Consider the following 8,549-nt stretch of genomic DNA (forward strand, 5'->3'; position numbering starts at 1 on the left):
ACAACGCTGTAGCCGTTGGCTTTGCCGCCGCTAGTGCGGAAAATGCAGCGGCCATTGGCACCAATGCCAGGGCAATCGGCGTCGACTCAATCGCCTTCGGCAATAGCGCCTCAGCTACCGGCGAACAGTCGGCCGCAATGGGCGCGAGTGCCATGGCGGTGGCCGACGGAGCAACCGCCGTCGGTGCTTCCGCAGTCGCACACGGCGTAAATAGCGTGGCAGCAGGCAAATTCTCCACCGCCGCTGGCCCGAATTCCGTCGCGGTGGGAGCGGATTCGATCTCCGCGGCGGACGCCGTCGCCGTCGGCCAAGCCGCAAGTGCAATCGGTACAGGCAGCATCGCACTCGGCGCGCAAACAAACGCCGCGTTCGCCAACTCGATCGCTATTGGCAACAACGCCATTGCGAACCATGAGAACAGCGTAGCGCTCGGCGCAGGATCGGCAACCACCACCGGTGCACAACCTGACTATAAGGCTTACGGCCTGACGGCACCGCAGACATCATCGGGTGAAGTCAACGTTGGTAACCGCACGATCAGCGGCGTTTCAGCAGGTGCGCTGGACTCGGACGCGGTCAACGTTGCGCAGTTGAAAGCGGTCAGCGATCAGTCAGCAGCAGCTGTTGCAACGGCAACTGCAGCGTCCGATGGCGCGGTCAAATACGATCGCAACGCCGACGGCTCTGTCAACCATGACAGCGTGACGCTCGAAGGCACAAGCGGAACGGCACTTCATAACGTCGCAGCGGGCGTCGATACCACTGACGCGGTGAACGTCGGCCAGTTGAATGACGCAATTGGTCAGGTGAACGCGTCAGTCGGCGATGCTGTCACTAATGCGGTGAACAGCGCAGTCAGCGAAGCGGTGAATAACGCGGTCATTGATGCGAAGGATCCCCTCTTCAGCGCAAACGGCGATCGCAATACGGACGCGGCATCAGCGACCGGCGCAGATGCGATTGCGTTAGGTGCAAAGGCACTGGCAACGGGCGCTGGCTCAGTTGCAATGGGTAATGGCGCCCAGGCTACCGCTGACAACGCTACGGCAACGGGCCAAAACGCACTGGCAAGCGGTGCCGGTTCAGTTGCAATGGGTAACGGCGCGCAAGCTTCCGCCGACAGCGCCATCGCGCTCGGCCAAAATTCAGTGGCGTCGGGCGCTGGCTCTGTTGCAATGGGTAACGGCGCGCAAGCAACTGCAACCAATTCAGTCGCGCTCGGCCAAAACTCGGTCGCGGATCGTGCGAATACGGTTTCGGTTGGAGCAGCAGGCAGCGAACGCCAGATCGCGAATGTCGCAGCCGGCACGCAAGGCACCGACGCGGTCAACGTCAACCAGCTGAACCAAAGCGCCGGCAGTACGCTCAAGTCGGCCAACGACTATACCGACTCAAAGTCCGAAGGCGCTCGTCGCGATGCCTACGCAGGCACGGCATCGGCACTTGCGGTCGCCGGTCTGCCGCAGGCAGTGTTGCCAGGCCGCGGCATGGTGGCCCTGGGCGGTGGCACCTATGGTGGTCAATCAGCGGTTGCTGTCGGCATTTCGCAGCTTTCCGAGAACGGCATCTGGGCCTACAAGGTCAGCGGCACGACGAGCACGCGCGGTAACTTCGGCGTGTCGGTTGGCGCCGGAATGCACTGGTAAGCCAGAGCAGTCAGGCAGAGGTAGTGTCGCGGGCGAGCTGAAAATGCCCGCGACATCGAGTTAATGAAAACAACGGATCCGATCAAGAGATGAACTTCACCCTCCGCAAACCATCGCGTGCACTTCCTTTCGCCGCTTCACTCGTCGCGGCCCTTTTGTTGTCGGGCTGCGGCACGGGCAGCCGGTTGTCCAGTAATGGCAGTCAGGACGAACTGGTATTTCCGGCGCCGGAATCGGCGTCGAATATCGGTGGCAGCTATCCGTTGACGGAAGCATTGCGCAAGCTCAAGCCCGGCATGAACAAGAACCAGGTCGTGTCTCTCCTGGGCCGTCCGCAATTCCAGGAAGGATTCTTCGGCGTTCGTGAATGGGACTACGTGCTGAACGTAACGAACGATGCTGGCGCACCACAAATGGTCTGCCAGTTGAAGGCCGTATTCGCCTCGCGGGATTTAGCTCGCAATTTCTATCGAAAATGCGGCGACAACGTGGAAACCCTGGCCGACGGAAAATGGCAGAAATACTCGGTCGCTACTGTCAGCACCGAAGCTAGCGGTCCGGTAAATGCCGAAGTCAGCGTTTTGACGGCAGCGCCTTTAAGTCTCGAAGTCGTTGAGACCCCAAGCGCAACAACGAAGTAACAGTGTAGAAGCCCTTGAAGCGCGAGCCGGCTAGCCGCCGAGTCTCGCGCTTTTTCACATGCCTTTCTCACACGCACTACCGTTGCATCGATTCCCATACTTTGTACAAACGCTTAACCGAAATTGGCATGGGTGTCCGAAGTTCCTGCGCAAACAACGACACGCGCAACTCTTCCAGCAACCATCTGTATTCGCTTAATCGCGCATCCGCCACCCCGCCGCGTTGCGCAATCGCTCGCTGATAGTTTTGCAGCAGCGGCGCAATTTCCGCCGATAACCGCGCGTCCCGCACCGCATCCGCCTTCAACTTGTCGATACGTAACGCTATCGCGTTCAGATAACGCGGGAAGTGGGACAACTGCGCATAAGGTGTATCGATAATAAATCGCTTGCCGATCAGCGCGTTTAATTGCCCGGCCATATCAGCGTACGGTGCACCGAACGATTTGACCTGCGTCAGTTTCTTCGAAACCGTTGCATAGTCCGCCAGTATCTGCCCAGCCAACCGCGCAATTTCCTGCGCCAGCAGCGTCAACCGGCTCTTGCCCTGATCGCGCCGTGCATAGAAATCAGCGTCGTTATCGGGAAGCGGATCCTGCAGGCATGCACGATCCAACGCCGTTTCTATGATCTGGCTGCCCAACTCTTCCTGTGAACCCAGCGCCATGTATTGCAGCGACATCTCGCGCAATCCGCCCAGATTGCGCTCGAGATACCGGATCGGCTCACGCAGTTGCAATGCAAACAACCGACGCAAACCAGCGCGATGAATTCGTGCCGCCTCTTCCGGTGAATCGAATACTTCAACGTCGCAATGCGTTACGCGATCGACCAACGCCGGATAGCCGAACAAGGTCTGACCGCGCCGCCGAATTTCAAGCAATTCAGGCAGCTTTCCGAAATCCCATGTGGTGAGGTTTTCGTAGAGCGCGGTACCTGAACTGCCACCCGAAGAATCGGATGCCGAAGCGTTTCGCGTCGCTGGCGCGGCCGCGTCACCACCAATATCCAATGTCGCGCCCGCAGCGAGCTTTTGGAAATGTTGCTGTGCCTGGCCCCCTAATTCGGTACGCAACTGAGCAAGGTTACGGCCCATCGCAAGTTGCCGCCCATGTTCGTCGATGACCTTGAAGTTCATGAACAAATGCGCCGGCAGCGTTTCAAGCTTGAAATCCGACGGCTTCATCGCGATCTGCGTCTGCTCGCGAATGTCGGCGATCAGCGCTTCGAGCAGACCACCCGCGCCAAACGTCTTGCCGCTGTGCCGCTCGACCACGCCAGCCGAGAATTCGGGCAATGGCACGAGGTGGCGCCGTAATTTCTGCGGCAACGACTTCAGCAGCAGCTGGATTTTCTCTTTCAACATGCCGCGAACCAGCCATTCGGAACGGCGGGCATCGACTTGGTTCAGCCCAAACAGCGGCACGGTCAACGTCACGCCGTCGCGAGGAGAACCGGGCTCGAAATGATAAGTCAGCGTCATTTCGATGCCGGCCATCGTCATCCGTTTCGGGAACAGATCGGTTGTGATCCCGGCGGCTTCGTGGCGCATCAGGTCGTCGCGTGAGAGGAACAATCGGCGTGACGCGCCCTCCTTCTTTTCCTCATCGCGATACCAACGCTCAAACGCCGCGCCCGAATAGATGCCCTTCGGCACAAGCGAATCGTAGAAACCGAAGATCAATTCGTCGTCGACAAGCACATCCTGCCGACGCGACTTGTGCTCCAGCTGTTCGATGTCCGCCAGCAGCTTGCGGTTGTGCGCGAAAAACGGCAGCTTGGTCTCGAACTCGCCGTCCACGAGTGCGCCGCGAATGAACAATTCACGCGCTCGCTCCGGATCTTGTTTGCCAAAACTCACCCGCCTACGTGCGTAGACAGTCAGGCCGTGCAACGTTGCGCGTTCGAACGCCGCAACTTGCGCGGCCTTCTTTTCCCAATGCGGCTCGGAAATCGATTTACGCAGCAAATGCGCGCCGACTTGCTCAAGCCATTCAGGCTCGATCTTCGCGATACAGCGTGCGTATAGCCGGCTCGTTTCCACGAGTTCGCCCGCTACAACCCAGCGCCCCGCCTTCTTCAACAACGCCGAACCCGGCCACAGATAAAACTTGATGCCGCGTGCGCCGAGGTAATACGGCTCGTCATCGGCTTTCAGGCCCACGTTGCCAAGCAAACCCGTCAGCAAAGCGAGATGAATCTGCTCAAACGTCGCTTCGGATTCATTCAGGCGCCAGCCGTGTTCACGCACAACGGTCAGCAACTGCGAATGCACATCGCGCCATTCACGCAAACGCACGTGGTTCAAAAAGTTCGCGCGGCACGCATCGGTAAGCTGCTTGTTCGACTTTTTGTGCGTGATTGCATCCTCGAACCACGCCCAGATTTTTGTCCACTGCAGGAATTCGGAGCGCTCATCGGCAAATTTCTTGTGCGCCAGATCCGCTTGCTCCTGAGCCTCGATCGGCCGGTCGCGCGGGTCCTGAACGGACAACGCGCTGGCGATGATCAACACTTCGCGCAACGACTGATGATCGCGCGCGGCGAGAATCATCCGGCCGACGCGCGGATCGAGCGGCAAACGCGCGAGTTCGCGGCCGAGCGGCGTGAGCGCGTTGTCGTCATCGACGGCGCCGAGTTCGTTCAGCAGTTGATAGCCATCAGCGATCGCACGTCCCGGCGGCGGTTCGAGAAACGGAAACGTTTCGATGGCCGTCAGGTGCAGCGACTTCATCCGCAAGATCACCGCGGCCAGCGATGACCGGAGGATTTCCGGATCTGTAAAACGCACGCGAAGGTTGTAATCGTCTTCTTCGTAGAGACGAATGCACACGCCGTCGGCCACGCGTCCGCAACGACCGGCGCGCTGGTTCGCCGAGCTTTGCGAGATCGGTTCGATCTGCAATTGCTCCACTTTGTTGCGGTACGAATAGCGTTTTACGCGCGCCAAGCCGGTATCGACGACGTAGCGAATCCCCGGCACCGTCAACGAGGTTTCGGCGACGTTCGTCGACAGCACGATGCGCCGCGCGTTCGATGTCTTGAACACGCGCTCCTGCTCGGCCGCGGAAAGACGTGCGAACAGCGGCAGGATTTCCGTGTGCGGCGGATGGTGTTTGCGCAACGCTTCGGCGGCGTCGCGAATCTCGCGTTCGCCGGGGAGAAAGACGAGGACGTCGCCGGGACCTTCGCGGCAGAGTTCATCGACGGCGTCAACGATCGCTTCCATCAGATCGCGATCGTTTTCACGCTGGTTTTTAGGACGATCCGGCCGATCCTTTTGCTGCGTGCCGGGCGTGGTTCCCTGCGCGGCTTTCACAGCCGGGCTGTCCTCTTCGACTGGGCGATAGCGCACTTCCACCGGATAGAGCCGCCCGCTCACCTCGATCACCGGCGCCGGTTTTTCATCGCTGCCGAAATGACGGGCGAAACGGTCGGCATCAATCGTCGCCGATGTCACGATCACCTTCAAATCCGGACGTCGCGGCAGGATCTCGCGCAAATATCCGAGCAGGAAGTCGATGTTCAGGCTGCGCTCGTGCGCCTCGTCGATGATGATCGTGTCGTAGGCGGCGAGCAGCGGATCGGTCTGCGTTTCAGCCAGCAAAATGCCGTCGGTCATCAGTTTCACCGACGCACCCGGCGACAAGTTATCCGTGAAGCGCACCTTGTAGCCGACCACTTCGCCGAACGGCGTACCGAGTTCTTCAGCGATCCGCCGTCCTGTCGCCGATGCCGCGATGCGACGTGGCTGCGTGTGACCGATCAGCCCTGAGCCGCCTGCGCCAAGGCCTCGGCCGAGGGCCAGACAGATCTTGGGTAGCTGCGTTGTTTTTCCGGAGCCCGTCTCGCCGCTGACAATGACGACCTGGTTTGCCTGGATCGCGGCAGCGATTTCATCGCGCCGAGCGGAGACGGGCAGCGTTTCCGGGAAACGAATCGGCGGAATGGGGTTCGGCTCGACCACTCGGCGCGGACGCGGCGTGTCGCGACGCGGTGCGCTTGGGGCATTGGATTGCACGTCGGATTGCACGCTCGAGCGCTGCTGAGCGTTTTGGGATGCACGTGCTTCTTTGGGCGGTCGTGCGCCCTGAACTTTCACAGCTGGTCGATTCCGAGGCAACTGCGAGCCTGAAGCGGTCGTCGCTTGTGCGTTATCTCGCGGCCCTTCGGGATTGCGCCCCACCTTCGCGCCCCGTTCGCGGTGTTCCGGACGGGCATCGACAATGACTGGTTTAGGATGAATTGCGGATTGAACTACGTCGGGCGCTGATTCTTGATCAGCCACAGGCTTCTTCAACCCGCCCGGAAGCGCTTGCGAACGGATGCCATGCGTCGTGTGTTTAACGTCCGGTGCCCGTTCTTGACCGCGCGCGGCTTTCCCGTCCTGAGTCCGGCGCTCTTGCGCCCGGGTACCGGTTGCCGGTTGGCCAGCAGTGCCGCGGTCATCGATACGAGATTCCGGTTCTCGTTGACCCGCTCCGGCCGGTGCCGGACGCTCACTCGCCGCCCGCTGTCCTGCGAAAGCGTCAGCGGCGGGATGACTGCGAGGTTTGGATGGTTCAGTTACGGGAACCTTGACGCCGGCCCGTTTCGCCACCGATAAATCACCCTGACTCGAAACGCGTTCATTCGCGCCCTGATTGCGCTGATCGCCGGAATGCGATGAAACGACAGGACTCGCCGCCTTCTCGGACAATAAAGTCGATAACAAGTGCAGACCACCGCGCTCGTCTTTTCGCTGCGCGGGCTCCCGGGGCGTCTGAGCCGCACTCGATGGCTTTTTCGGTTCATCGCGGGAAGACGACGGAGAACGCTGAGGCGAAGACGAAGAGAAAGGCGGAGGCGAACCCCCAGTGCCCTTTTGAACATTTTTCTTCGCAGTCTGCGAGGAAGCTGAACTTCCACTCGCCCCCCCTGCCGCTGCTTTGGAAGCACCGGTAGCAGAGCTGTCCGAGGCACCCGCAAACCGCCGCGCAGCCGCTTCCTTCTTGCGGTTGACGGCGTTATCGGCGGAATCCTCCCCCTCATTTTCCCCATCGCTTTCGCGCGCCGCTGCATCGCGCAGCAGCGCTTCACGCAGCTTTTTCAACTGCTCCTGGGGGTCAAGCTTGTCCGCATCGGCGGGACGTTTGGAAACATTCGGCATAGCACGGCATTATAATCCCGGCATGAATTCTCAAACCGACCTCCCCGCCGCGTCTCCGCCGGTTATCGCCGAGCCTGAAGCGCCTGATGAACACGGCCAGTTCGTGGAATGGATGCGCTCCGTCGCACCCTATATTCACGCGTTCCGAAACAAGACCTTCGTGGTCGCGTTCGGCGGCGAACTGGTACAGGAAGGACGTCTGAACGCGCTCGTTCAGGACGTCGGGCTGTTACACGCCATGGGCATTCACGTCGTGCTCGTGCACGGTTCGCGACCCCAGGTGGAAGAACAATTGAACCTGCACGGCGTGGAATCGGAGTTTTCGCACGGCTTACGTATCACCGATGCCCGCGCGCTCGAATCCGCGAAAGAAGCCGCCGGCGAAGTGCGCCTCGACATCGAAGCGGCGATCAGCCAGGGCTTGCCGAACACGCCGATGGCGCACGCGCACATCAGCGTGGTGTCGGGCAATTTTGTGACAGCGCGGCCGGTCGGCATTCTCGACGGCGTCGATTTTCAGCACACCGGCGTGGTGCGCAAGATCGACGGCGATTCCATTCGACACTCGCTGACCAGCAGCAAGCTGGTCCTGCTCTCCCCGCTCGGTTTTTCACCGACGGGCGAAGCGTTCAATTTGTCGATGGAAGATGTGGCGTCGGCGGCGGCCATTGCATTGCGCGCCGACAAGATCATTTTCCTGACCGAAACCCCCGGTCTCGTCGATGAAAATGGCGAACTGGTGCGCGAAATGTCGCTGGACGACGCTTACAGGCTGCACGAAAGCGGCGAGCTGCAAGGCGACGCCGCGTTCTACCTGAAGCACACCATTCGCGCATGTCGCGGCGGCGTGGCGCGGGCGCACATCATTCCCTACGCGCTTGACGGCAGCATCCTGCTCGAATTGTTCCTGCACGACGGCGTCGGCACGATGATCTCATACGAGAATCTCGAGAGCCTGCGCGAAGCGACGCCGGATGACGTCGGCGGGATTTTGACGCTGATCGAACCGCTGGAAATGGACGGCACGCTCGTGCGGCGCGGCCGGCATCAGATTGAGCGTGATATCGACCATTTCTCGGTGATCGAGCACGATGGCGTGCTGTTCGGCTGCGT

General features: G+C 60.4%; 4 protein-coding genes. 3 read left to right on the top strand and 1 reads right to left on the bottom strand.

Annotation, left to right across the window (positions count from 1 at the left end; genetic code table 11):
- Positions 1-1,646: YadA family autotransporter adhesin (locus JWR14_RS11195; RefSeq protein WP_299705922.1), on the top strand; the 1,646-nt coding region annotated here is incomplete at its 5' end.
- Between the two features lie 89 nt (positions 1,647-1,735).
- Positions 1,736-2,287 carry an outer membrane protein assembly factor BamE gene (locus tag JWR14_RS11200; protein WP_299705925.1) on the top strand — a complete coding sequence of 184 codons (552 nt, stop codon included), beginning with the start codon at positions 1,736-1,738 and terminating at the stop codon, positions 2,285-2,287.
- Between the two features lie 76 nt (positions 2,288-2,363).
- Here the strand turns inward: JWR14_RS11200 and hrpA are convergent, their stop codons facing one another.
- Positions 2,364-6,320 carry an ATP-dependent RNA helicase HrpA gene (gene hrpA / locus JWR14_RS11205; protein ID WP_299705928.1) on the bottom strand — a complete coding sequence of 1,319 codons (3,957 nt, stop codon included), beginning with the start codon at positions 6,318-6,320 and terminating at the stop codon, positions 2,364-2,366.
- Between the two features lie 1,138 nt (positions 6,321-7,458).
- On the opposite strand from hrpA, the gene argA reads away from it, so the two are divergent.
- The coding region (argA, locus tag JWR14_RS11210; protein WP_299705930.1) for an amino-acid N-acetyltransferase at positions 7,459-8,549 on the top strand (1,091 nt) is incomplete at its 3' end.

The sequence above is a fragment of the Caballeronia sp. genome (assembly GCF_028292365.1).
Taxonomy (GTDB): Bacteria; Pseudomonadota; Gammaproteobacteria; order Burkholderiales; family Burkholderiaceae; genus Caballeronia.